General features: G+C 72.8%; 23 protein-coding genes. 14 read left to right on the top strand and 9 right to left on the bottom strand.

All coding sequences use genetic code 11. The annotated features are described in order from the left end of the window. The first annotated feature begins 76 nt into the window (after positions 1-76). Both MQP27_RS29805 and MQP27_RS29800 read left to right on the top strand, forming a co-directional pair. Positions 77-787, top strand: a complete 711-nt coding sequence (locus tag MQP27_RS29805) for a ThuA domain-containing protein (protein WP_242769050.1) — start codon at positions 77-79, stop codon at positions 785-787. Further along, positions 757-1851 (top strand): Gfo/Idh/MocA family protein, encoded by a 1095-nt coding sequence (locus tag MQP27_RS29800; protein WP_242769049.1) that lies wholly within the window; start codon positions 757-759, stop codon positions 1849-1851. Before MQP27_RS29805 ends, MQP27_RS29800 begins: the two co-directional genes overlap by 31 nt. Before the next feature lie 7 nt (positions 1852-1858). On the opposite strand, the gene MQP27_RS29795 is transcribed toward MQP27_RS29800, so the two are convergent. Continuing rightward, positions 1859-3028 (bottom strand): PP2C family protein-serine/threonine phosphatase, encoded by a 1170-nt coding sequence (locus MQP27_RS29795; protein ID WP_242769048.1) that lies wholly within the window; start codon positions 3026-3028, stop codon positions 1859-1861. 114 nt (positions 3029-3142) lie between these two features. Further along, positions 3143-3901 (bottom strand): IclR family transcriptional regulator, encoded by a 759-nt coding sequence (locus MQP27_RS29790; RefSeq protein ID WP_242769047.1) that lies wholly within the window; start codon positions 3899-3901, stop codon positions 3143-3145. 194 nt (positions 3902-4095) lie between these two features. On the opposite strand from MQP27_RS29790, the gene MQP27_RS29785 reads away from it, so the two are divergent. Further along, positions 4096-4335, top strand: a complete 240-nt coding sequence (locus MQP27_RS29785) for a hypothetical protein (RefSeq protein ID WP_308290011.1) — start codon at positions 4096-4098, stop codon at positions 4333-4335. A gap of 54 nt (positions 4336-4389) precedes the next feature. Beyond that, complete coding sequence (locus MQP27_RS29780; RefSeq protein WP_242769046.1) at positions 4390-5409, top strand: LacI family DNA-binding transcriptional regulator; 1020 nt, start codon at positions 4390-4392, stop codon at positions 5407-5409. Here MQP27_RS29780 and MQP27_RS29775 read toward each other — a convergent pair. Further along, positions 5392-9315, bottom strand: coding sequence for a glycosyl hydrolase (locus MQP27_RS29775; RefSeq protein WP_242769045.1), 3924 nt, complete (start codon positions 9313-9315; stop codon positions 5392-5394). The genes MQP27_RS29780 and MQP27_RS29775 overlap by 18 nt on opposite strands. A 204-nt stretch (positions 9316-9519) precedes the next feature. On the opposite strand from MQP27_RS29775, the gene MQP27_RS29770 reads away from it, so the two are divergent. From MQP27_RS29770 to MQP27_RS29760, 3 genes are all read left to right on the top strand, one after another. Then, positions 9520-10857, top strand: a complete 1338-nt coding sequence (locus MQP27_RS29770; protein WP_242769044.1) for an MFS transporter — start codon at positions 9520-9522, stop codon at positions 10855-10857. Further along, entirely contained in the window at positions 10854-12302 is a 1449-nt protein-coding gene (locus MQP27_RS29765) for an L-fucose/L-arabinose isomerase family protein (protein WP_242769043.1), read from the top strand. The genes MQP27_RS29770 and MQP27_RS29765 overlap by 4 nt, the downstream gene beginning before the upstream one ends. 101 nt (positions 12303-12403) lie before the next feature. Then, positions 12404-12811: a VOC family protein gene (locus tag MQP27_RS29760; protein WP_242769042.1), complete on the top strand. Its 408-nt coding sequence runs from the start codon at positions 12404-12406 to the stop codon at positions 12809-12811. On the opposite strand, the gene MQP27_RS29755 is transcribed toward MQP27_RS29760, so the two are convergent. Continuing rightward, on the bottom strand, positions 12798-13172 hold the full coding sequence (locus MQP27_RS29755; RefSeq protein WP_242769041.1) for a hypothetical protein: 375 nt from the start codon (positions 13170-13172) through the stop codon (positions 12798-12800). The genes MQP27_RS29760 and MQP27_RS29755 overlap by 14 nt on opposite strands. Before the next feature lie 289 nt (positions 13173-13461). Here MQP27_RS29755 and MQP27_RS29745 point away from each other — a divergent pair, with 289 nt between their 5' ends. Continuing rightward, a complete protein-coding gene (locus MQP27_RS29745) occupies positions 13462-14262 on the top strand; it encodes an alpha/beta fold hydrolase (protein ID WP_242769434.1) in 801 nt (266 codons plus the stop codon). Positions 14263-14320: 58 nt separating this feature from the next. Continuing rightward, complete coding sequence (locus tag MQP27_RS29740; protein WP_242769040.1) at positions 14321-15184, top strand: HTD2 family dehydratase; 864 nt, start codon at positions 14321-14323, stop codon at positions 15182-15184. A 13-nt stretch (positions 15185-15197) separates the two neighbouring features. Here the strand turns inward: MQP27_RS29740 and MQP27_RS29735 are convergent, their stop codons facing one another. Beyond that, entirely contained in the window at positions 15198-16910 is a 1713-nt protein-coding gene (locus MQP27_RS29735; RefSeq protein ID WP_242769039.1) for an IlvD/Edd family dehydratase, read from the bottom strand. Positions 16911-16960: 50 nt separating this feature from the next. Between MQP27_RS29735 and MQP27_RS29730 the strand changes: the two genes are divergently transcribed. The 5 genes from MQP27_RS29730 (at position 16961) to MQP27_RS29715 (ending at position 20911) form a co-directional block, all read left to right on the top strand. Beyond that, positions 16961-17785, top strand: coding sequence for an IclR family transcriptional regulator (locus MQP27_RS29730; RefSeq protein ID WP_242769038.1), 825 nt, complete (start codon positions 16961-16963; stop codon positions 17783-17785). A gap of 33 nt (positions 17786-17818) precedes the next feature. After that, a complete protein-coding gene (locus MQP27_RS51075) occupies positions 17819-17947 on the top strand; it encodes a hypothetical protein (protein ID WP_278196688.1) in 129 nt (42 codons plus the stop codon). Positions 17948-17958: 11 nt separating this feature from the next. Further along, positions 17959-18993: a zinc-dependent alcohol dehydrogenase gene (locus MQP27_RS29725; protein WP_242769037.1), complete on the top strand. Its 1035-nt coding sequence runs from the start codon at positions 17959-17961 to the stop codon at positions 18991-18993. A gap of 140 nt (positions 18994-19133) precedes the next feature. Beyond that, positions 19134-19550, top strand: a complete 417-nt coding sequence (locus MQP27_RS29720; protein ID WP_242769432.1) for a GNAT family N-acetyltransferase — start codon at positions 19134-19136, stop codon at positions 19548-19550. A 194-nt stretch (positions 19551-19744) separates the two neighbouring features. Beyond that, entirely contained in the window at positions 19745-20911 is a 1167-nt protein-coding gene (locus MQP27_RS29715; RefSeq protein WP_242769036.1) for an MFS transporter, read from the top strand. 16 nt (positions 20912-20927) lie between these two features. Here the strand turns inward: MQP27_RS29715 and MQP27_RS29710 are convergent, their stop codons facing one another. From MQP27_RS29710 to MQP27_RS29695, 4 genes are all read right to left on the bottom strand, one after another. Next, entirely contained in the window at positions 20928-21581 is a 654-nt protein-coding gene (locus MQP27_RS29710; protein WP_242769035.1) for a DUF6518 family protein, read from the bottom strand. A 100-nt stretch (positions 21582-21681) separates the two neighbouring features. Next, positions 21682-23205, bottom strand: a complete 1524-nt coding sequence (locus tag MQP27_RS29705) for an FAD-dependent monooxygenase (RefSeq protein WP_242769034.1) — start codon at positions 23203-23205, stop codon at positions 21682-21684. 151 nt (positions 23206-23356) lie between these two features. Next, entirely contained in the window at positions 23357-24151 is a 795-nt protein-coding gene (locus MQP27_RS29700; protein ID WP_242769033.1) for an SAM-dependent methyltransferase, read from the bottom strand. Positions 24152-24256: 105 nt separating this feature from the next. Next, positions 24257-24535 carry a DUF6510 family protein gene (locus tag MQP27_RS29695; RefSeq protein WP_242769032.1) on the bottom strand — a complete coding sequence of 93 codons (279 nt, stop codon included), beginning with the start codon at positions 24533-24535 and terminating at the stop codon, positions 24257-24259.

Raw genomic sequence — 24535 nt, 5'->3', positions numbered from 1 at the left:
TGTCATCCGGTCCGCGCTGCTCACCGGCCCGAGGACCGCCGAACCGACCGGGGCGTGCGCCCCACGAAGGAACGACATGACGCGCAAGCAGGCCCTGGTGGTCCGAGGCGGCTGGGAGGGCCACGAGCCGGTCCGGGCAACGGAGTTGTTCCTGCCCTTCCTCCGCGGCAACGGCTACGCCGTCCGCGTCGAGGAGTCGCCGGAGGTCTACGCCGACGCGGCCGCGATGGCCGGCACGGACCTCGTCGTGCAGTGCGTGACGATGTCGGAGATCACCGGCGAGCAGGTGGCGGGGCTGAGCGCGGCGGTCGCGGCGGGCACCGGCCTCACCGGCTGGCACGGCGGCATCTGCGACTCGTACCGCTCCTCCTCCGACTATCTCCACCTGGTGGGCGGGCAGTTCGCGACCCACCCCGGCAAGGAGCCCTGTGAGCGCGCGGGAGGCCAGGAGGACAACTACCTGCCGTACGCCGTCGAGTTCACCGAGGCCGGCCGTCAACACCCGGTCACCGCGGGGGTCGAGGACTTCGAGTTGTGCACCGAGCAGTACTGGGTGCTGCACGACGACCTCATCGACGTACTCGCCACCACCACGCATCCCGCCCGGCCGTGGCAGCCCTGGCACCGGCCGGTGCGCTCCCCGGCGGTCTGGACCCGGCGGTGGGGCGCGGGGCGGATCGTGGTGACGACGCCGGGGCACAGCCTCGACGTCCTGGAGAACCCGAACGTCCGTACCGTCATCGAGAGGGGCATGCTGTGGGCGACGCGCACCGTGTCGGCGTCGTAGGTCTCGGGGTGATCTCCCGCGCGTACCTGGACACGCTCGTCGGCCGTCCCGCCGTACGGATCACCGCGGTCGCCGACCTCGACGCGTCGAGGTCGGCCGCCGTGGCCGCGGGGCTGCCGGGCGTCGAGGCGCTGTCCGTCGGGGAGTTGCTGAGCAGTCCGGACGTGGACATGGTGCTCAACCTCACTGTCCCGGCGGCGCACGCCGAGATCGCCCTGGGCGCGATCGAACACGGCAAGCACGTCTACGGCGAGAAACCCCTCGCGGCGACCCTCCCCGAGGCGCGCGCCGTCATGGCGGCCGCCGCCGAGGCGGGCGTCGGCGTCGGCTGCGCCCCGGACACGGTCCTGGGGACCGGGATCCAGACGGCGCGGGCGGCCGTGGAGGCGGGCAGGATCGGGCGTCCGCTGTCCGCGTCGGCCGTGATGGTCACGCCGGGCCACGAACGCTGGCATCCCAACCCCGACTTCTACTACACGACCGGCGGCGGCCCGCTGCTGGACATGGGGCCGTACTACCTCGCCTCGCTGGTCCATCTCCTGGGCCCGGTACGGGCCGTGATCGGCGCGGCCGGCCGGCTGCGCGCCGAGCGCGTCATCGGATCCGGCCCGCGCGCGGGCGAGCGGATCCCCGTCGAGGTGGACAGCCATGTCTCCGGCGTGCTGGAACACGTCGGCGGAGCCCTGACCACGATCACCACGAGCTTCGACGGCGTCGCCACCACGGCCACGCCGATCGAGGTCCACGGCGAGACCGGGAGCCTGGCGGTGCCCGACCCGAACCACTTCGCGGGCGAGGTACGGCTCTTCGCGCTCGACGACACCGAGTGGCGCACGCTGCCGCCGTCGGCGGGTTACGTCGACGGCGGCCGGGGCGTCGGGCTGCTGGACTTCGTCGCGGCGGACGCACGCCGGGCACCTCGCGCGAGCGGTGAACTCGCCCTGCACGTACTGGAGACGATGACCGCGCTGCTCCGCTCGGCGGAGGAGGGGCGCCGCATCGAACTGACGACGTCGGTACGGCCGCCCGCTCCCGTTCCGCTGACGGCGCCCGGGGACTGGTGAGCCGGGGTCACACGGCCTCGGCGGTCTGGTCCCCGCTGTCGCGCGCCGCCTCGGCCACCGGGTGCGGAACGATCGTCCTGGGGACGTCCGGCTCGGCGGCGGCCGGCTTGCGGATCAGCAGCAGCGCCGCGTCGTCGTGGAGCCGGCCGCCCACGTGGGCGAGGAGTTCGTCGTGGAGGGCGGCGAGGGTGTGGGCCGGGTCGTCACAGGCGTGCCGGGCCAGGCCTTGGTGCAGGGGGTAGAAGGCACGGCCGCGGTCGCGCGCCTCGGTGACCCCGTCCGTGTAGAGCAGCAGCTGGTCCCCGTCGGCGAAGGGCAGGACCTGCAGGCCGGGCGTGTGCCCGGTGAGTGCGCGCAGGCCGAGCGGCGGGGCGGGGTCGACGGGCTCCACCGCCGTGACGGCCCCGGAGGCACGGACGAGCAGCGGGGGCGCGTGTCCGCAGTTCACCACCTCCAGGTGGCCCGGCCGCGGGTGTCCGGCGACCACGGCGGTGACGAAGTCGTCGCCGCCGAGGTTGCGGGCCAGGCTGCGCTCTATCCGGTCGACGACGGCGAGCAGGTCGGGCTCGTCGTACGCGGCCTCGCGGAAGACGCCGAGCACCAGCGCGGCGGTGCCCACGGCGGGCAGGCCCTTGCCGCGCACGTCGCCGACGATCAGCCGGACGCCGTACGGGGTCGGGATGAGCGCGTAGAGGTCCCCGCCGATCCTGGCCTCGGCCGCCGCGGCGCTGTAGCGGACGGCGACCTGGAAGGGGCCGACCCGCTCGGGCACGGGCACCAGCAGGGCGTGCTGGGCGGTCTCGGCGACCGAGCGGACCGCCGCGAGGACGCGCTCCCGGCGGGCGCGCAGCAGACAGGCCAGTCCGCTCGCCAGGGTCACGGCGAGCAGGGCGGACAGTACGGCCGCCAGCTCGCGGACCGGAACCCCGTCGCGGGCGCCGAGCAGCGCCCCCAGCAGGACGGCGAGCAGACCGACGCAGGCGACACCGCGCGGGCCGTTGGTGCTGGCGGCCAGGGCGGGTCCGGCGGCGAGCAAGGGGAGCCACATCATGCCCGCCCCGCCGACCAGGTCGACGAGCGCGACGGCGCAGACGATCAGCACGGGCAGCAGTGGCGTCCCGGCGGCCAGCCCCGCGGCGGCACAGCTGCCACCGCTGTCTCGTCGAGCCCGACTCATAGTGCGTGCGCAGTCCTCACCTGTGTCCGGGCCGCTCCGCACGGGACGCGTTCCCGAATTGCCTGTTTCCTCCAGGAAACGTGTTCGACCCGGCGGGTCACAAGGAGCGGGATTTCAGATAGTGAGCGAGAGGCTTCGGGTCACCCGGCTCGCGGTGGGGAGCAGGCGGGCCCGGACCTCCGGCAGCGTGGCGAGCCGGTCCGCGGGCAGGGAGACGCCGAGCGAGCCGATGGTGTCCCCGTGGTAGACGGGTACGGCGACGCAGACCGTGCCGAGCGTGTACTCCTCCAGGTCGGTGACGGCCGGGGCCAGGGGCGGGTCGTCGAGGCGGCGGAGCAGCTCCGGCAGGCTGGTGACGGTCCGGGGGGTGAGGTCGGCGAGGTGGTGCCGGGAGAGGTAGTCCTTGCGGGCCTCGTCGTCCAGTTCCCGCAGCACGGACTTGCCCAGCGCGGTGGCGTGGCCCGCGTCCTCGAAGCCGACCCAGAGGTCGACGCGGGGCGCGCGGGGGCCGTCGACGATCTCGGCGACCCGGATCTCGCCGTCCTCGAAGAAGGTGAGGTAGGCGGCGGCGCCGAGCTCGTCGCGCAGGGCGGCGAGGGTGGGCCGGACCCGGCTGAGCAGCGCCTGCCCGCGGCCGTCGGACCGCAGGGTCTGCAGCTTGTCGCCGAGCACGAACCTGCCGCCGTCCAGTTTCCGCAGGTATCCGTCGTGGACCAGCGTGCGCAGCAGGTGATAGGCGGTGGCCAGCGGCAGCCCGGCCTCGCGCGCCAGCTGTTTGGCGGGCGCGCCGCTCTCGTGCGCGCTCACCGCCTCCAGCAGCCGGAAGGCCCGCTGGACGGAGGTGATCAGCGTAGGACCGTCACGCGCACCCATGCGTCCAGCGTGCGCCGGGGCGCCGGACGGGGCAACGCGAACACGGTCCCACGCCCCTCTTTCGGTGCGCGCGTGGACAGGCCCGCGGCTGCCGGGGCCTGCCGTGGGAGGACGGCGCTCACTACCGCCGTACTACTCGCCCGCGCCCGCTTCGGTCCTGCGGTGGAGACCAACCGCCCCGCACTGTCGCTACCTTGAGCTCACACCGCGCCTACCTGGACGGCACCGAGCTGCGGCTGAGCCCGAAGGAGCACGCCCTGCCGGCCTTCCTCACCGAGACCGAGCGGGTGGACAGCCTGGTGATCGCCCTGCGGCACAAGCTCGGCGAGGCCCTGTCGATCCAGGCGGTGCGGGGCGTCGGCTTCCGGCTGGGTGTCAGATCCTCCCGTCCGCTGCCGACGGAAAACGATGCAAGCCCGGCCGGGGTACACTGACCTCGCCTACGAGGACCACGTCGTGCCTGGTCGCGCGGCTGTCACAGCGAGGGGGTGGACGCCATCCCGGTTCGCCCCGCCCGAATTCAGGACGTCGCGGCCGCCGCCGGCGTCTCGGTGTCGACGGTGTCGAACGTGCTCAACCGCCCGGAGCGGGTCAACGCCCGCACCGCCGAGCGGGTCCGTGAGGCGGTCGCCGCCCTCGACTACGTCCCCCACCCCGGGGCCTCCGGACTGCGCACGGGGCACTCGTCCTCGATCGGGCTGGTCCTGCCCGACGTGACGAACTCCTTCTACGCCCGCATCGCCCGGGGCGCCGCGGACGCGGCCTACGACCACGGCTACTCGCTCGTGCTCTGCCACAGCGGGGACGCCCCCGAGCGCGAGCAGGGCTACTTCACCATGCTCGTCCGGCAGCGCGCGGTCGGTGCCGTCGTGGTCCCCCTCAGCGCCGACCCCACCCGGCTCGACCGGCTGCGCGAGCGGGGCATCCCGCTGGTGCTGGCCGACCGGGCGATGCCGGCGCAGGACGGCTGCTCCGTGTCCGTCGACGACATCGCCGGTGGGCGCATCGCCGTGCAGCACCTGCTGGAGTGCGGGGCCCGCGACATCCTCGTCGTCAACGGCGAGCGCTCGATACGGCAGTGCGCCGACCGCTACCAGGGCGCCCGGCAGGCCGTGCGCACCCGGCGCGAGGCGAGCCTCGGCCAGGTGGTCGCCGAGGAGATGACGGTGGCGTACGGCATGGAGATCGCCGGCCGGCTCGACGACCTGCCCGACGGGGTCTTCTGCACCAACGACTTCCTCGCCGCCGGCCTGTGCCGCGGCCTGGCCGAGCGGGGCGTGAAGGTCCCCGAGGACGTACGGGTGGTGGGCTACGGCGACCTCGACATCGCCAGCTTCGTCGGCACGACCCTGACGACCGTCCGCCAGCCCGTCGAGGAGCTCGGCCGGGCCGCCGTGGAGATGCTCCTCGACGAGGTGGAGGCGCGCGCCGAACACGCCCACGAGACAAGGGTGTTCGCGCCCACGCTGGTCCTGCGGGACTCCACCGGCTCACTCCCCGGCATCTGAGGCCGGGATCAGGAGCGTCACCGGCCCCAGCAGCCCCGACGAGCGCTGCGCGTCGAACGCCCAGGCGGTCGGGGTCGCTTCGGCCAGATACGGCGCCAGCGTGTTGTGGACGGTCACCTCGACATGAACCCTGCGCCCCGCGACCCCGCGCAACTCGAAGCGGTAGGGCGCGCAGAACGCCTCGCCGACGGACTCCCCGTCGACCCGAACCTCACAACTGCCGCGCACCCGCCCCAGGTCCAGCACCGGATCCGCCCCCGCGGGCACGTCGAGATCACGTGCGTACGTCACGCCACCGCTCCAACTCCCCAGCCCCAGCGACCGCCAGTCGCCGAGCGGCAGCGGCGCAGGTACGGTACGGACGCGCACGGGCCCCCGCCAGGCGGAGCCGCCTCGCAGCACGGCCGTGGGTTCGGTGACGACCTCGATCTCCGTTGGCTCCGCCACTGGTTGACGGAGATTCACCTTCTGTCCGTCCAGCGCGAGTTCGCCATCCGCCGACCTCACCACTGCCGGGAGCGCCAGCGGCAGGTCGAGTGACACGGTGCCCGGCGGCACGGTGAAGCGGAAGCGCTGGGCGCGCCCGTGGACGCCGTCCGTGCAGCGCAACGGGAGTACGGGGTCGCCGAGCGCGGGCTCGCCGGTGAGCCACTCGGTGTGCGGCAGCGGGTGAGGGCGTACCGCGGCGTGGCAGTGCTGCAACTCCCCCCACCTGCCCTCGTGTTCGACGGTACGGCCGCGCCACTCCCCCGTCTCCGCCGCCCAGCCGGCCCCGCTGACCAGCGCGACGGGCTCGGCCTCCGCGACGAGGTCGACGAAGACGGCGTCCCGTGCGGTGACGCTGTCGGCCACGACGTCGAGGGTGTGATCGCCCGCCCCGAGGGGGAGTTCGTGGCGGAAGAACATCGGGACCGCGCCCCAGTCGGACTCGTAGTACTCGGCCTTCTCCTGCCGTGCCACGACCTCGCCGTCGAGCAGTACGGTGACGCCGACGGCGGCGCCCACGACGAGCACGGCCGCTGTCCCGGCCGTGGTGCGTACCGTGCCGTGGTAGGTGACCGTGCCTTCCGGTCGTACACCTTCGGGCAGGCACATGAACTGCGGGCGGGGCGCGAACGCGTCCGGACGGGACAGGCAGAACCAGCTCCCCAGCGGGGTTCCGGCGGCGCCCGAGATGGTCCGGAGCCGGTTCTCGGCGTCGGACAGCTCGTACTCGAGGACGTTGCGGGCCCGTTCGACGTCCACGCGGGCGGAGGCCAGGAAGCCGCCGGTCGTGTCCAGTCGACTGCCGTTCCACCACAGGCGTTTCACCGCCGCCGCGCCCACGTGGAGGTCGGCGGGCCCGCGGTGGTCGGTCTCGACGATCGTCCGGATCCGGGCGACGGTCCCCTTGCCCGGTACCGGGACATGGACGAACTCCTCGGTCACCAGCCCCTTGTTGCCGAGCAGACCGTACGGCTCCGGGTGTCCGCGGCTCGACGAGTGGAGCGAGACACCCCAGTCCGCGGGCGCCAGTTCGGACTCACCGGCCAGGATCCGCTCGACGCGGGCGCTGTCCAGGGGAGCGGGGGCCTGCGCCGCGGGCACGGGCGGCAGGACGCGGACCCGGTTGCCGTACGTAACTCGCGTCCGTTCCCAGGGGCGGTCGCCCTCGGTCCACGCCATGGTCCAGATCTGCGGTTCGGCGACGGACGTTCCGGCGGGCAGTGCCAGGTCGCCCCAGGTGTTGTCCAGGGTGGGAGTGAGGCTGCCCTGCCAGCCGGTGGAGAGGCCGACGGTCGCCGAGGGGCGGAGTGGATCGGCGGGCCCGCGGTCCGTCGGGGGGCCTTCGCGCCAGACGACGAGGGCGGCCGGGGCGCCGTTCAGGGGCACCTCGATGGTCGATACGCCGTCGGCGACGCTGACGTGCGCGGTTTCGCGGGTGCCCGTCGCGGGGTTCCAGGTCTCGGCCTCGGCGACGGGGGCGTGGACGGTGACGGTGGAGGTGCGGGCGTAGCGCGCGGGGTCGATCTCGTGGTGGCCTTTCGGCGGATGGGTGCGGGCGTCGGGGAAGGCCCCGGTGACGAGGGCGACGGCGGTGTCGCCCTGCCGCCTGACCAGCAGGGGTACGTCTCCCGTCGCGTAGCCGGCGGCATCGGCGACCGTGGTCGCGGCGGTCTCGGCGTCGGGCACCCGCTCGATACGGGGATGGGCCGTCAGCGCGGCCACGACGGAGTCGTCGCCGGACGCGCCGGACGCGTGGGCCGGCGGCCGGCCGACGACCACCACCCGCCCGCCTGCGTCGAGGAGTTCGGCCAGCCGGCGGGCCGTCTCCTCCTCCAGGACGCTCGCCGACGGCAGGACGACCGCCGTGTAGGCGAGGTCCCTGACGCGCAGGGCGCCGTCGTCGGTCTTGGCGCCCTGGATCGAGGCGTCGTCGATGACGTCGAAGGCGACGCGGTGGCGGTCGAGGGTGCCGATCCTCGGCCGGAGCCAGTTGTTGGTGCCGCACAGGTCCAGGTAGTGGCGCTGGGTCTCGTCGACATCGGCGTACGCGTCGCCGAGGCGGCCGTCGCCGAAGTGCTTGACGGGGGCGTCCAGCGGGATGAGCGCCTGCATGGTGGCGGTCGGGTGCAGGACCGCCACGTCGGCGCTGTAGGTGCCCCAGGACATCAGCGAGCAGATGCGGGCGACGGCCCGGGAGAACGCGGGGTACTGCTGCCAGTAGGGCTGGCGCCAGTCGGTGGAGGGGGGAGCCCACTCGAACCAGCCGCCCGCGGTGCCGAAGTAACTGGCGTGCGGGTTGTAGAGGTTGGCGCCGCTGCGCAGGAACGGCAGCAGCCAGTCGTAGGTCTCCTCCAGGGTGCCGCCCCAGCCGGAGGAGTGGAACGCCTCGATCCAGACGCGCTCGTGGCCGTAGAGGTGGGCCATGGAGGAATGGACCTTGGAGTCACCGTGGTGGTCGCTGCCGGCGGCGCCGTACCAGCGGTGGGTGCGGAAGTAGTCGGTGTAGATCTGGGTGGACTGGGCCGGGTGGCCGGAGCGGGCGGGGTGGCTCTGGTCGCAGCCGAGGAGCATGCCGCGTTCGTCGTGCCAGGCGGCGAGCGGTTTGAACAGGGCTTCTTCGGTGAGTTCGGCGCGTACCGCGTAGTAGTCGGCGCGGATCTTCGCCGCCCGGGAGGTGCGGCCGGTGTCGTGGAAGAGGGCCGGCAGGTGGTCGAGCAGGTCGTAGCCGCGGCGGGCCAGGAACTCCTCGGGGAAGCGGCGGGTCCAGGAGTTGGTGCCGGGGAGCTCGTCCTGGAAGCTTCCGCCGATGACGTTGCCGAGGAACTCGGGGACCCGGCGGTCGAACTCGTGGTGGACGGCGTCCATCAGGCGGTGAACGGCCTGCGCGTCCAGGTAGTCGAACGCGGTGGGTACGGCGGTGACCAGCTGCACCTCGCCGTCCTCGGAGGCCGCCGCACCGGCGGGCAGGCGTCGGCCGTCCGCGGAGTACGCGCCCAGGAGGGTCCCCGAACTCCCCGAGGAGAAGGCCCCGTTGACGGCCTTGCGGGAGCGCAGGGCGAGTCCGGCCGCCTCCGGATACCGGCGGGTGACGGCACCCTGGACGTTGGCGCCGGAGAACCCGAGCTGGTCGTAGAACCACAGGCGCATGCCCAGGTCCCGGGCGAGTTCGCAGGCGTCGGTGAAGCGGGCCCACCACTCCTCGCCGAACCAGGCGGGCTCGTCGGCACGGGCGCCGAAGCTCGGGCCGGCCGGCGCCAGGTTGATCACGACGAGGTTGTGGACGCCACCCTCGGCGAACCGCCGCATCTGCCAGGCCAGCCGCTCCCGGGTGACCCTCGCACCCGACCACCACCACAGCGGAGTCGGGCCGAAGTCCCGGGGCGGGTCGTCGAACAGCTGCTGCAGCGCGGACGAGATCACGGGTGCGGTCCTTCCGACCATCGATCAAAACGTTTTACGCCATCCGGTCGTCAACCTTCTCGAATGGTCGCACCGGAGCCGGGAGGCGGGAAGGAGTGCCGCGTCTCCTTGCTGCAAATGGGCGCAGGAGGGGTTGTTGCAACGTTTTTCGAGGCCTATATTCACGGCCACTGTTCACCGTGAACCGGCCGACGGAGTCGCATCATGGTCCGAACCCCGACTGCTCCCGAGCGATCGGAACCACCCATCCCCTGGCGGTTGTGGAAGGTCGCGGCCCTGTCGGGCATGGCGTCCTACCTCGACGCCGCCCTCATCGTCAGCATCGCCGTCAACCTGGCCATCTACCGCGACAGTTACGACATGGGCGTGTGGATGGCGGGCGCGATCAGCGCGATCGTCACCGGCTGCATCGCCGTCGGCTCCCTGGTCGGCGGACGGCTGGCCGACATCTTCGGGCGCCGCCGCGTCTACAACTGGGACATCTTCTGCTACGCGGTCGGCGCGGTCGTCATCACCCTGGCGCCGAACGACGTCGTGCTGTTCGTCGGCGTGCTCGTGGCGGGCCTGGCGGCCGGTGCCGACCTGCCGACGTCCCTGGCCGTCGTCTCGGACGCGGCGCCCGCCGAGGGCCGGGCGCGCCTCGTGTCCTTCACGCAGGTCATGTGGGTGGCGGGCATCGTCGTCGTCATCTTCCTCGGCTACCTCCTCTCCGACACGGGCATGACCGGGGCGCGCGTCATCACCGGACATCTGGCCATCGCCGCGCTGGTCACCTGGCAGCTGCGCTCCCGCCTGGAACTGGCCGACGAGCCCTCGGACGCGGAGGTCGCGCGGGAGGCCGCCGCGCTGGCCGCGCCGCGCGGCATCGAGCTCAGGAACGTCGTGAACCGCGCCGCGCTGCTGCCGATGGCCGCGACCTTCGCCTACTACGTCACCTGGGGCATCGGCGCGAACACCTTCGGGCAGTTCGGCACCTATCTGCTGGTGACGGTCAGCGGTGCCTCGCAGTCCCTGGCCACCGGGATCAACCTGGCCTTCCTGCCGATCGCGCTGGTGCTGACCTTCGTCTTCGTGCGCATCGCCGACACGCCCTGGCGCGACCGGCTGTTCTACGTGTTCACCGTCGTGCAGATCCTCGCCTTCTGCGTCGCCTCCCTCACGGCCGGCGCCCTCGTCGGCATGCTGGTCTTCTTCGTGCTGTACCAGATCTCCAACCCCTTTGCCGGGGAGGCCAGTTACAAGGTGTGGTCGCAGCTCACGCTGCCCCCGGACACCCGCGGCACCACGCAGGGCCTCACCTACGCCCTGTCGCGCGGGGTCTTCGCGGGCGTCGCGTTCGTCACGCCCGCCCTGATGGAGTACAGCGCCTCCGCCCTGCTCTGGTCGATCACCGCCTGCATGGCGGCATCGGCGGTCGCGGGCGTGTACGTCATCCGTGCCCTCGTCCGGCGCTCCCCCGGCGCCGCGACCGCCCCGGCGGTACCGGGTGTCACCAGGGCGGGCCTCCCGAGCGGACCTCCGAAGGAGCACCCAGCGTCATGACAACCGCCGAACCCTCCCTGTCCCTGGCGGAGTTGCTCCCTCCGGTGCCCCGCCGCCGTACCCGCGTGGGCCTGGTGGCCGGCGGACTCGGCACGTACTGGCCGCAGTTCCCCGGCCTGCTGCCCCAGTTGAAGGAGTCGGCCGCGTACGTCACCGAGCGCCTCCGGGCGATGGACGCCGAGGTGACCGACGCGGGCTTCGTGTCCGACGCGCAGGAGGGCGCGGTCGCCGCCGAGCAACTGCGGCGCGCGGACTGCGACTTGATCGTACTGTTCCTGACGACGTATCTGACCTCGTCGATGGTGCTGCCGATCGCGCGGCGTGCGCACACCCCGGTGCTCGTCATCGACCTGCAGCCGTCCGAGCGGATGGACCACGCCACCTTCGACACCGGGGCCTGGCTGGCGTACTGCGCGCAGTGCTCGGTGCCGGAGGTCGGCAACGTGTTCCGCCGGGCCGGCATCCCCTTCCGGTCGGTCTCGGGCTGGCTGCGGCAGGAGTCCGCGTGGCGGCGCATCGAGCAGTGGATCCGCGCAGCGCACATCCGCGCGGCGCTCCGGCACGCCCGGCACGGGCTGATGGGCCATCTGTATCCGGGCATGCTGGACGTGTCCACCGATCTGACGCTGCTGCCCGCCACCTTCGGTTCGCATGTCGAGGTGCTGGAGTTCGACGATCTGCGGCACCGGGTGGAGCGGGTGACCGAGGCGGAGATTCGCGAGCGGATGGCGCTGGCCCGGCAGGTCTTCACCCTCGACGACAGCGTGGTGGACGAGGACTTCGCGTGGGGCGCGACGGTGTCGGTCGCACTGGACCGCCTGGTCGAGGACTTCGGCCTCGACACCCTGGCCTACTACCACCGCGGCCTGGACGGAGAGCTCCACGAGCGGCTCGGCGCGGGCATGATCCTGGGCGCCTCCCTGCTCACCGCCCGGGGCGTACCCGTCGCCGGTGAGTACGAACTGCGTACCAGTGTCGCCCAGTTGGCCTCGCAGAGCGTCGGCGCCGGGGGCTCGTTCACCGAGATCCAGGCGCTGGACTTCGAGGACGGCGTGGTGGAGATGGGCCACGACGGGCCCGCCCACCTGGCGGTCAGCGCCCGCGACCCGCTGCTGCGCGGGCTGGGCGTCTACCACGGCAAGCGCGGCTGGGGCGTCAGCGTCGAGTTCGACGTCCGGCACGGGCCGGTCACCCTGCTGGGCCTGGGCCAGGACGCGGACGGCAGCCTGTCGTTCGTCACGTCCGAGGGCACGGTCGTCCCCGGCCCGCTGCTGGAGATCGGCAACACCACCAGCCGCGTGGACTTCGGCCGGGACCCGGGAGAGTGGGTCGACGCGTGGAGCGCGACGGGCGTGGGCCACCACTGGTCCCTCGCCCTCGGCCACCGCACGGCCGACTTCCGTGCCGCGGCGAGCCTGCTCGGCATCGACCATCGGGAGGTGTGAGCCGGGGGATTGAAGTTTCAAGCACAGGTCGGCAGGCCGTTGTCAGTGGCCCGCGCTACTGTGCACGAATCGGACCATTCCCACACCCTCTGGAGGTTCGCATGGCCTCGCGACTCAACCCGTACATCAGCTTCGGCGGCGATGCCCGCCAGGCTCTGGAGTTCTACAAGGACGTCTTCGGCGGCACGCTGACGCTCAACACCTTCGGCGAGTTCGGCCAGAAGGACGCCCCGTTCGCCGACAAGATCATGCACGGCATGCTGGAGACCCCGAGCGGCTTCACCCTGATGGGCGCCGACAACCCTCCGGGTATGGACCGCACGGTCGGCAACAACATCACGGTGAGCCTCAGCGGTGACGACGACGCCGAACTGCGCGGCTACTGGGAGAAGTTGTCGAGCGACGGCACGGTGGCCGTCCCCCTCGACAAGCAGATGTGGGGCGACGTGTTCGGCATGTGCACCGACCGCTTCGGCATCCCCTGGATGGTCAACATCAGCCAGTCCTAGAGCCGGCCGCGACCGCGAGGCCGAAGCCGATCAGCACGAGACCCGTCGTGCGCCCGAGCGCACGACGGGTCCGCGGCTTGTCGAGGGCCTGCCGGGCGCGGGACAGCAGGAGCGCATGGCCGCCCAGCCAGGCGAGGGTGGGGAGCAGGCCGGTGTAGAGGACGCCGGCGTCCTTCGGGGCGGGAGCGGTCGGGCGGTGCTGCCAGAGCGACCGCGTGCCGAGGAACACCAGGTAGATCGCGCCCAGGAGCCTATAGTCGTCGGAAAAGCCGACCGTTCTAGGTCGCTCCGCACCGGCGAGAAGGGCGGGCCGTCCATGTACGACCTGCGCCGACTGCGGCTGCCGCGCGAGCTCAAGCACCGCGGCACGCTCGCGGCCGTAGCCGCCGCCCTGTCGTACGCCCCCTCCTCCGCCTCCCAGCAGCTCCCCCTCCTGGAGACCGAGGTCGGCGTTCCACTATCGCCTCGCTCCAGACGGCGGCCCTGGCGCTGGTCCCGACCGCGCTCGGCCCGCTGCGCGAGGAGCACCCGCAGCTGCACGTCCACGTCACTCACCGGGAACCGGAAAAGGCCCGCCCCCCTCCCTCCCTCCCCTACAGGCCCGCGACTTCGACCTGGTCCTCGCCGAGGCGTACCCCGGAGACGAACCGATGACCGACACCGCCCACCGGCGACACGCGCTCGCGTACGCCCAGGACGGCACCGCACTCGCGTACCAGGTCGAAGGGGACGGACACCCCCTCGTACTGCTCGCCGGGCAGGCCAACAACCACCGCTGGTGGGACGGCGTCCGCGCGGACTTCCACGCCACGCACCGCACGATCACCATGGACCACCGCGGCACCGGCGACAGCGGCAAGCCCCTGGAGGGCTACTCCACAAGGCAGTTCGCCCAGGACGTGATCGCGGTCCTCGACGACCTGGGGATCGAGCGGGCCGACGTGTACGGAACCTCGATGGGCGGCCGGATCGCCCAGTGGGTCGCGGCCGACCACCCCGGACGGGTCCGCCGACTGGTCCTGGGCTGCACCTCCCCCGGCGGCCCGCACGCCGTCGAACGGGACGCCTCCGTCCGGCGCACCCTCGCCCAGCCGGATCCGCGAGCCGTCCGCGAGACGCTGATCGACCTGATGTACACGCCGGAGTGGGCGGCCGCTCACCCCGGCCCGTACACCACGCTCGGCGATCCCCACATGCCCGCGCACGCGGTCCGCGGCCACCTGGTGGCGAGCAACCGGCACGACGCCTGGGAGGTGCTGCCGGACATCGCCGCCCCGACGCTGATCCTCCATGGCGACCAGGACCGGCTCACCCCGGCCGACAACGTGCCCCTGCTCGCCGCCCGCATCCCCGACGCCCGTACGCACGTCTTCCCAGGAGCCCGCCACGCCTACTTCGAGGAACGCCGGCCGGAAGCCGCCACGCTGGTGACGGATTTCCTGCGCGACTGACGCCCCCCCCAACGCGACGACCGATCAGCCCAGCCCCGCCCCGGAGGACACGAAGCCCATGCCCGCCCCTCTCGCCTCCCACGTGGAGTCCTGGCATCCGGAACCGGTCACCGACCAGGACGCCCTGCCGCCCGGCCCGGCGGCGGCCCTGTCCGCGGTCCTCGACCTGCCCGGGGCCGCCGCCGGGCACGGTGACCCGCTGCCGCCGCTGTGGCAGTGGCTGTACTTCCTGCACTGGGCCCCGCAGCAGGCACTCGGCCCGGACGGACATCTGAGCGACGGCCGCTTCCTGCCGCCGATCCCCGAGCGCCGGCGCATGTTCGCCGGTGGCCGGTCCGAGATCTTCGAGCCCCTGCGCCTGGGCGAACCGGCCCGGCGCGTCAGCAGTCTGGCCGCCGTCACCCCCAAACAGGGCCGCAGCGGCGAGCTGCTGTTCGTCACCGAACGCCAGGAGTTCCGGCAGCGCGGCCGGACCTGCCTGGTCGAGGAGCAGGACATCGTCTACCGGTCCGGCGAGGGCTCCGCGCCGAGCCATCCGGCCACGCTCGACGACACCGCCGTACCGGACCCGGAAGGTCCGTGGCAGCTGCGCCTGCAGCCCGACGAGCGGCTGCTGTTCCGGTTCAGCGCGCTCACCGCCAACGCCCATCGGATCCACTACGACAGCCCGTACTGCCGTGCCGTCGAGGGCTATCCCGGCCTTGTCGTGCACGGGCCGCTGCTGGCGCTGCTGATGCTGGAACTGGTCCGCCGCGATGCCCCGCGGCGTCAAGTGCGGTCGCTGTCCTACCGGTTGCACCGGCCGGCTTTCGTCGGCGAGCACCTCCTCGCCGACGGCGTCCCCTCCGACGGGCAGGCCCGACTGCGTGTCGCCACGCACCGCGAGCCTCGGCACGCCACCGCCGAGGTGACCTTCGGCTGAGCCCCGGCGGTGGTCAGTGCGACTCCCGGCTGACCTGCGACCCGCTGGAGCCGACCAGGAAGTCGAGGTCGGCGCCGGTGTCGGCCTGCAGGACGTGGTCGACGTAGAGGCGTTCCCAGCCGCGCCGGGGGTCGGCGAAGGCGGTGACGGTGGCCTTGTCCGGGGTTCTGCGGGCGAGTTCGGCGGCGGGGACGTCCACGTCGATCCGGCGGGACTCGACGTCGAGGACGACGAAGTCCCCGGTGCGCACCAGCGCGAGCGGGCCGCCGGCCGCGGCTTCCGGGGCCACGTGCAGGACGACCGTGCCGTACGCGGTGCCGCTCATCCGGCCGTCGCAGACGCGGACCATGTCACGGACGCCCTGTTCGAGCAGCTTCCTGGGCAGGGGCATGTTCGACACCTCCGGCATGCCCGGATAGCCCTTGGGTCCGCAGCCGCGCAGGACCAGCACCGAGTCGGCGTCGACGTCCAGGTCCGGGTCGTCGATGCGGGCGTGGAAGTCCTCGATGGAGTCGAACACGACGGCCCGGCCCCGGTGCCGGAGCAGGTGCGGGGATGCGGCGGCCGGTTTGATCAGCGCTCCGTCCGGGGCGAGGTTGCCCCGCAGGACGGCGATGCCGCCCTCGGCGACCAGCGGCTCGGCACGGGTGCGGATGACCTCGGTGTCCCAGATGGGGGCTTCTTCGAGGTAGTTGATGAGCGGCTCGCCGGTCACGGTCAGTGCGTCGGGGTCCAGCAGGTCGCGCACCTCGCGCAGGACGGCGAGCAGGCCGCCGGCGCGGTGGAAGTCCTCCATGAGGAAGCGGCCGGCCGGCTGGAGGTCGACGAGCACCGGGACGCGGGAGCCGACGCGGTCGAAGTCGTCGAGCGACAGGTCGATCCCCAACCGGCCCGCGATCGCCAGGAGATGGACCACCGCGTTGGTCGAACCGCCGACGGCGGCCAGCGCCACGATCGCGTTGTGGAAGGACGCCGCGGTGAGGAAGGTGCCCGGCCGCCGGTCCGCCCCGACCATGTCCACCGCGAGCCGCCCGGCACCGTGCGCCGCCTGCAGAAGTCGGCTGTCGGGAGCGGGAGTTCCGGCCGTGCCGGGGACGACCGTGCCCAGGGCCTCGGCCACCAGGGCCATCGTCGAGGCGGTCCCCATGGTGTTGCAGTGCCCGCGGCTGCGGATCATCGCCGACTCGGAGCGCGTGAACTGCTCCTGCGAGAGCGTGCCGGCGCGCACCTCCTCCGACAGCCGCCACACATCCGTACCGCAGCCCAGCGGTGTGCCGCGGAAGGTCCCGGTCAGCATCGGGCCGCCGGGCACCACCACCGCGGGCAGATCGACCGAGGCCGCGGCCATCAGCAGCGACGGGATCGTCTTGTCGCAGCCGCCCAGCAGGACCACGCCGTCGATGGGGTTGGCCCGCAGCATCTCCTCCGTGGCCATGGCCGCCATGTTGCGCCAGAGCATGGCGGTGGGCCGTACGTTCGTCTCGCCGAGCGACACCACGGGCAGGTCGAGGGGGATCCCGCCCGCCTCGTACACGCCGTCCCGGACCGAGCGGGCGACCTCGTCGAGGTGCGCGTTGCACGGGGTGAGATCGGACGCGGTGTTGGCGATGGCGATCTGCGGCCGCCCGGTGAAGGCGTCGCCGGGCACGCCCCGCCGCATCCACGCCCGGTGGATGTAGGCGTTGCGGTCCTGGCCTCCGTACCACTGAGCGCTGCGGAGCGTCACCCTTGAGCCCCTTCCGACAATCGGTACGACGGTCTAGGTTCTGGAACGTCATGGAGCATACGCAGGCGTACGACGGACCGACAGACCCCGGCGAGGACGGCCCGACGGGCGCCGGGAGCAGCCGACTTGTGGGGTCGGACCGGGTGCTCGCGGTCCTGAAGGAGCTGGCGCGCCATCCCGACGGGGCGGGCCTCGACGAGCTGACCCGGGTGATCGGCAGCCCGAAGCCGACCGTGCACCGCGCGCTGGGCGCGCTGCGCCGGGCGGGGCTGGCCGGTCAGGACGGCCGCGGCCGCTATCTGCTCGGCGACGAGTTCCTGCGCATGGCCTTCGCCCATCACGAGGCCCGGCCCGATCACGTACGGATCCGCCCGGTGCTCGACGCGCTGGCCGACCGGTTCGGCGAGACCGCGCACTACGCGGTGCTGGACGGCCGTGAGGTCGTCTACCGCGCCAAGGTCGATCCGGCCACCGGCGCCGCGCGGCTCACGTCGACCATCGGCGGGCGCAACCCCGCCCACGCCACGGCCGTCGGAAAGCTGCTGCTGGCACGGCAGTTGGGGTCGCAGCAGGAGGTCGAGGCGTGGATCGGCGAGGCCCGCTTGGAGCGCCGTACGCCTCGGACCCGGTGCACCGCGGCCGACCTGTGCCGGGAGCTGGAGGCCACCCGCGAGCGGGGCTACGGCGTCGACGACCAGGAGAATGAGCCCGGGGTCACCTGCCTCGCCCTGCCCGTGTTCCTCACCTCGCCCACGACACCCTCCGGCGCGGTCAGCGTCAGCGCGCTCGCCTACCGGACGCCGCTGGCCGATCTCGTCAACGCGCTCGACGAGATCCGCGCCCTCCTCGGCCCCCTCGCCGGACCCCGCACCTGAAACCCCGACCCTGGAGACAGCACCGTGCACCTCATGCGCATCGGCGCCCCCGTCGCCGAGAAGCCCGTCGCCCGTATCGACGACGAGACCTACGTCGAACTCTCCGACGTCGTACCGGACTTCGACGGCACTCAACGCCGGCGCGTGCTCGCGCCCCGGTGAGCGCCCGCCGCATGCGCGCCTTCGTGCTGACCTCCCCCGGTGCCTGGGAGGTCCAGGAGCTCCCGGCGCCGGTGGCCGGGCCCGGTGAGGTGGTGGTCGACGTCGAACGCGTCGGGGTGTGCGGCACCGACGTCGAGTTCTTCACCGGCGCCATGGCCTACCTCCACCAGGGCCACTCCGCCTACCCGATGCGGCCGGGCCACGAGTGGGCCGGACGGGTGGCGGCGGCCGGTGAGGGCGTCGACACCCGCTGGCTCGGCCGTCGAGTCATGGGCGACACGATGCTCGGCTGCGGCAGTTGCCGCCGCTGCGTGCTGGGCCGGCAGCACCTGTGCGAGAAGCGGCGCGAAGTCGGCATCCGAGGCGGCCAGTCGGGCGCTCTGGCCGAGCAACTCGCCGTACCCGCCTCCTCGTTGCACGCCCTGCCCGACTCCGTCGACCCCGTCCTCGGCGCCCTGGTGGAGCCGGGCGGCAACGCCCTGCGCGCCGCACGGGCCGCCGCACCGCGCCCCGGCGACCGTGTCCTGGTCCTCGGCCCTGGCACGATCGGCCTGCTGGTCGCGATGTTCCTGCGCGCCGCCGACGCGGAGGTGCACCTGATGGGTGCGACCGAGGACTCGCTCGTCTTCGCCCGCGGCCTGGGCTTCGAACACGTATGGCCGGAGGGCTCCGTCCCGGACCTGCCCTTCGACGCCGTCATCGACGCCTCGAACGCCGCCCATCTGCCGGGCAGCGCCTTGGAGTTGGTGGAGCCGGGCGGCCGTCTCGTCTACATCGGCCTGGCGGGCGAACCCAGCCGGATCGACACCCGCACCCTCGCCCTCAAGGACGTGACGGCGGTGGGCATCCTGTCCGGCTCCCCCGGCCTCGACGCCACCATCCATGCGTACGCGACCGGCACGGTCGACCCGCGCCCCCTGGTCGCCGCCACCGTGGGCCTGACGGAGGTCGGTCCCGTCCTGGCGGGCGAGCGCCCGCCCGGCGCCGGCCTGGGACCCAAGATCCACGTCGATCCCCGGCCCAGCATGGCCACAGGGCCGCTATGAGCGACTGCGATACTTCGATCATGGAAACCATGGATACGGCCGCGCAGGCCGACGACGGCATAGGCCCCGGCCCGGCACCAGCACGGGCCGACTCGGACGGCCCCCTCGCTTGGACCCTGCGTCCCGCGCGGCTGTCGGACATGGAGCCGATCGTCGAGCTGCGGGCGCTCGTGATGCGCCCGGACCTGGAGCGACTGGGCCGCTTCGACGAGCACCGGGTCCGCCAGCGGTTCCGCGACTCGTTCATCCCCGAGCACGCGTCCGTCATCCTGGTCGACGGCGCCTTCGCGGGCTGCGTCGCCCTGCGCCCGGCCGAGGACGAGCACTGGCTGGAGCACTTCTTCATCACGCCCGAGGTCCAGGGCCGGGGCCTCGGATCGGCGGTCCTGCGAACCCTCTTGAAGCAGACCGACGCCGACGGCGCGACCGTCCGCCTCAACGTCCTTCAGGGCAGCGCCGCGCGCCGCCTGTACGAGCGCCACGGTTTCACCCTGGAACGGGAGGACCCCGTGGACGTGTTCATGGTGCGCCGACCGAGCCGAGGCCGCAGCTTCTGAGGGACCGGGTCGGCCGCACACCCAGCGAGATCCGTTCCCTCGTCGAGTGATGACCCCTGACGCATGCTCGCCCCGGCCCCGCCCGGCCGCCCGACGCAACGTCCTCGCGCACGCCACAACCCCTTGCCCCGTCCACCCCCCGCACCTAGCCTGAGTTTGTGCCGCTAATAAACAAAGCCCGAACGCACAGCGTCGTGCCGGGCGACGCCCTCACCCGGCTCCGAGTCGCGATCACCGTCTTCTTCGCCCTGGACGGCTTCATCTTCGCCGGATGGGTCGTCCGCATCCCCGCGATCAAGGAGCAGACCGGCGCCTCCGCCAGCACCCTCGGGCTCGCGCTGCTCGGGGTCTCCGCCGGGGCGGTGATCACGATGATGCTCACCGGGCGGCTGTGCCGGCGCTACGGGAACCACCAGGTCACCGTCGTCTGCGGCATCCTGCTCTCCCTCAGCGTCGCCCTGCCCCCGCTCACCCACTCCGCGCTCGCCCTCGGCGCCGTACTGCTGGTCTTCGGCAGCGCCTACGGCGGGATCAACGTCGCCTTCAACAGCGCGGCCGTCGACCTGGTGAGGGCCCTGCGACGCCCGGTCATGCCCAGTTTCCACGCCGCCTTCAGCCTCGGCGGCATGATCGGCGCCGGGCTCGGCGGACTCGTCGCCGGTCATCTCTCGCCGACCCGGCATCTGCTGGGTCTCACCGTCATCGGCCTGGTCGTGACCGCCGTCGCGGGCCGGACCCTGCTGCGCATCGAACCCCCCGCGCCACCGGAGAACCTGGCGCCGGAGAAGTCCGTGCCGCGCCGCCGCCTCGACTCACAGACCCGTGGGCTCGTCGTCACCTTCGGTCTGATCGCCCTGTGCACGGCCTACGGCGAAGGGGCCCTGGCCGACTGGAGCGCCCTGCACCTCGAACAGGACCTGCACGCCTCGGCCGGCGCCGCGGCCGTCGGCTATTCCTGCTTCGCTCTGGCCATGACGATCGGCCGCCTCACCGGCACCAGGCTGCTCGAACGCCTGGGCCGCACCCGCACCCTGACCATCGGCGGCACGACCGCCGCCGTCGGCATGCTGCTCGGCGCGCTCGCCCCCTCCCTCTGGGCGGCCATCCTCGGCTTCGTCGTCACCGGACTCGGCCTCGCCAACCTCTTCCCGGTCGCCGTGGAACGCGCCGGCACCCTGGCCGGCCCCGACGGAGTCGCGATCGCCTCCACCCTCGGTTACGGCGGCATGCTCCTGGGTCCGCCCGCGATCGGCTTCATGGCCGACTGGTTCTCTCTCCCGGCCGCCCTCACCAGCGTCGCGGTCCTCGCCGCCACGGCCGCGGTCATCGGCGTCGCGACGCGGCACGCCGCCGAGCACTGAGCTGCCGTCCGCTGCGTCAGCCGGAGATCATCTGGAGGGGCAGTTCGACGATCGCGTAGGCGAGGAGGGCGCAGGGCACGGCCGCCGCCAGGGTGAGGGCTCGCTCGCGATGGGTGCGGGCCATGAGCAGGGGTACGAGGGCGAACGCCGCGAGACAGGCCCAGGCCTGGGACGCGTAGTGGAGGTCCCACGCGGCCGTCACGCCCTCCATGCCGAAGAGCCCGGCGAAGGCGGCAAGGCCGATGATCCGGCGCCCTGCGTCCGGGCCGCGCCGCCACCAGTGCGCGGCGACGCCGAACAGAGGCCCGGCCACGCAGGCCATGCCGAGCCAGACGAGCGGGAAGAGGAGGTCGCCCATGCCGTCGCGGCCGAACTCGGCACAGCCGTAGTAGCCGAGGACCAGTCCGGCCTCGGCGGCAAGACCGCCGGCCGCGGCCCGGGGCACGCCCCCTTCGCGGGCGAGCAGCGCACCGGCGACGAAGGCCACGGCGGACCAGACGGCGCCCGAGTTGGCGAGCTGGTTCCAGGCTCCCGGGAGCAGGCCCTGCGCGAGGTTGGTGAGCACGCCGAGCAGCAGCCCGCCGCCCGCGGCCGCCGGGACGGCCGCTGACCAGGTGCCACGGGCGCCCTCGCGCACCGCGAGTCCGTCGGGTGTCGTGGTCGTAGCCATCCCGGCCTCCGCGCTCGCGCTCGTCCCTGTGCCGCTTGTCGTGCACTGCGCGAACTATACACACCACGTATACGCGAAGTGTATAGAAGGTCGGTGCGTCTCACCAGGCGGAGGTGGCGGCGCTCCGGGCCGGGCGGCGGGCGCACCAGTGCTCCAGGGCGGCCGTGAGCTCACGGCCCCGGTGGGCGGGGTCCTGCTGGTCGGTGGCCCAGGCGATGTAGCCGTCGGGCCGTACCAGGACGAGCGGCGGTACGGCGGTGGCGCGCGGCTCCGCCACCGCGTGCACGTCCACGTCGTACCCCTCCACCTCGCCGGTGTACGACTGCCCGTCGGCCGACACCAGCAGGACGAACCGGCCGGTGCGCAGTGCCTCGTGGAGCCTGCTCGGTCCGTCTTCGGGGGACAACGGCAGGTCGGGGGCGCGCGCTCCGGCCGCCGGATGGGCGCCGAGCGGGGACGGATAGCGGATGGCGATACCGGACAGCGCGCCCGCGACCTTGTCCGCGACGGCCGGCACACGCAGGGCGCTGCCGCCGACGAGGCCGCGCAGCGCCCGCAGGGGCCGGGCGCGCAGTACGACGAGCCGGAGGAGCATTCCCGTCATACGCACCACTTCCCGGCCGACGGGGTGCCGTTCGGCGTCGTAGCTGTCCAGGAGTGCCTCGTCGGCGTCGCCGCGCACGGTGGCGGCGAGTTTCCAGCCGAGGTTGAAGGCGTCCTGCAAGCCGGTGTTCATGCCCTGGGCCCCGGCGGGCGAGTGCGTGTGCGCGGCGTCTCCGGCCAGCAGGACCCTGCCCTGCCGGTAACAGGGCACCTGCCGTTCGTCGTTGTGGAACCGGGACATCCAGCGGGCGTCGTGCATGCCGAAGTCGGTGCCCAGCACGCGACGCGTGTCCTCGCGCACCTCGTCGAGGTCCACGGGTGCGTCGTCGGGCAGTTGGCGCCGCCGGTTCCAGGTGATGACCCGGTACCAGTCGTCCCCGAAGGGCGCGACGAAGGCGAACCCGTCGCCGCTGCTGCTCACGGTGAGCACCTGGGACGGGGGTTCGGCGAGCCGTACGTCGGCGAGCACGACCGAGCGCATCACCGACGAACGCCCCACGTACGGCATGCGCAACTGGCGGCGCACGGTGCTGTGCACGCCGTCGGTTCCGACCAGGTACGCGGCGCGCTCGGTGCGCAGGCTCCCGTCCGGGGTGCGCAGTTCGGCGTCCACGCCGTCGGAGTCCTGCCGCAGCGAGACGAGTTCGGTGCCGGGGCGCACGCCCACGCCCAGCGCCTGAGCCCGTTCCCGGAGCACGCGCTCGGTCTCGTACTGCGGGGTGACCAGGACGTACGGGAACCGCGTGGGCAGCCGGCCCAGGTCGAGGTCGGCCCGGCCGAAGAGGCGGACGCTGTCGATCGTGACGCCGCCGGCGATGAGCTCGTCGGCGAGGCTGCGGCAGTCGAGCAGTTCGAGGGTGCGGGCGTGGACCGCGAACGCGCGCGTCAGGTTCGACTCCTCGGCCCGGCGCTCCACGAGCGTGGCCGCCACACCGGCCTGGGCGAGCTCGGCCGCGAGCAGCAGCCCGGTGGGACCGGCGCCCACCACGAGAACATCCGTGTCCGGGGTCTTGTCGGTCATCTCGGGTCCTCCGCCCGGTCCGACGTGCATACGGGGATACGACGGCCATGACGACCTTCGTGCCCGCGTGCCCTTGCGACAGCCCCGTAAACCCGGAGGAGTTGTGGCCCGGCCGGGCGGCCGGACGCGCGCGCCCCTCCCTCTGCTCCCTCTACGCCTTCAGCGCCACCCCGCCGAAGCTGTCCACCTCGGCCGGCAGCCCCGCACCCGTGCCCTCCGGGCGCCAGCGGGAGACCGAGACCAGGCCCGGCTCCAGGAGCTGCACTCCGTCGAAGAAGCGGGCCAGTTGCTCGGGGCTGCGGTTGACGCGGGGGTTGTCGCTCGCCGAGTTCCACTGCTCGACCATCGCGCGCTGCTGCTCCGGGTGGATCGCGTCGGTGCTGTCGCAGAACACCAGGTAGCTGCCGGACGGGAGGGCGTCGACGAGGCGCTCCACGATGCCGTAGGCGGTGTCGTCGGTGACGTGCGCGACGATGCCGAGCAGGATCAGCGCCACGGGCTGGGTGAAGTCCAGCGTCTTGGCGGCCTGTTCCAGGATGCCGTCGGGGTCGCGCAGGTCGGCGTCGATGTAGTCGGTCCGGCCCTCGGGCGTGCTGGTGAGCAGCGCCTCGGCGTGGGCCAGCACGATCGGGTCGTGGTCGACGTAGACGATCCGCGACTCGGCGGCCGCCCGCTGGGCGACCTCGTGGGTGTTGTTGGCGGTGGGCAGTCCGGTGCCGACGTCCAGGAACTGCCGGATGCCGATGTCGCGCACGAGGTGTTCGACGGCACGGACCAGGAAGCCTCGCTGGGCCCGGGCGATGTCGATGATGTGCGGGTTGGCGGCGACGATCTGGTCGCCGACCTGCCGGTCGATCTCGTAGCAGTCCTTGCCGCCCAGCCAGTAGTTCCAGATACGGGCCGAGTGCGGCACGTTGCTGTTGATGAGCGAGCCTTCAAGCGGCATGGGGACTCCCCGAGTTGGCCTGGTGTCCCCCACAACTTACGTCCTCGTGGCGTGAAACGCGCGTGAAGGTTGGATCTTCGCCGCATGAGCCTCGGCACAGGCGTTTCACGAGGTCACGGCGCGGAAACGGAACGCACCGGTTCCGCTGCCCAGAGTGAGCCAGACGTACTCCCCCTCCCGCACCAGCCGCAGGGCGACGTACGCGCACCCGGGGCAGCGCGCGGTCAGCCCCGGGTCCGGTCCGAAGACGTGCAGCTCGGCGAGCGGCCCCGAGCGCGCGCACTCGGGACAGCGCCACCAGGCCGTGGTCGCCTCCACGGCGAGGATCTCCGAGAGCGGCCCGGCGAGACAGTTCCCGTCGAGGTGGGCGGTGTCGTCTGCCAT

It is taken from the genome of Streptomyces cylindrosporus (assembly GCF_022698165.1).
Classification (GTDB): domain Bacteria; phylum Actinomycetota; class Actinomycetes; order Streptomycetales; family Streptomycetaceae; genus Streptomyces; species Streptomyces cylindrosporus.
The sequence above is the reverse complement of the archived record's forward strand: the minus strand, read 5'-3'. Positions and strand labels throughout refer to the sequence as shown.